1 pseudogene is annotated in these 311 nt (G+C 58.5%); it reads right to left on the reverse strand.

Annotation, left to right across the window (positions count from 1 at the left end):
• Positions 1 to 50 precede the first annotated feature (50 nt).
• Positions 51 to 311: pseudogene (locus P0G09_RS17625) on the reverse strand (cell division protein FtsH); the annotation flags it as partial.

The following is a 311-nucleotide window of genomic DNA, read 5'->3' on the forward strand; positions in this document are numbered from 1 at the left end:
GAGCCGCCCCTGCTAGGGGCGGTGGCAATGCGAAGCATTGACGGTGGGGTTTAACCTTCCCTGTTCAGGATCTCCATGAACTCATCGCCGGTGAGAGTCTCTTTCTGGTACAGAAACTGGGCCAGCTCATCCAGCTTTGCGCGGTTGTCGGTCAGGATCTGCACAGCCTTGGCGTGCTGGGCCTTGACCAGCTCCACCACCTTCTGGTCGATCTCACCCTGGGTCTGGGCAGAGCAGGCAAGAGAAGTGTCGCCGCCCAGATACTGGTTGTTGACGGTCTCCAGTGCCACCATGTCAAACTCATCGCTCAT

This window comes from Faecalibacterium sp. DFI.5.82 (genome assembly GCF_029076575.1).
Lineage (GTDB): Bacteria > Bacillota > Clostridia > Oscillospirales > Ruminococcaceae > Faecalibacterium > Faecalibacterium duncaniae.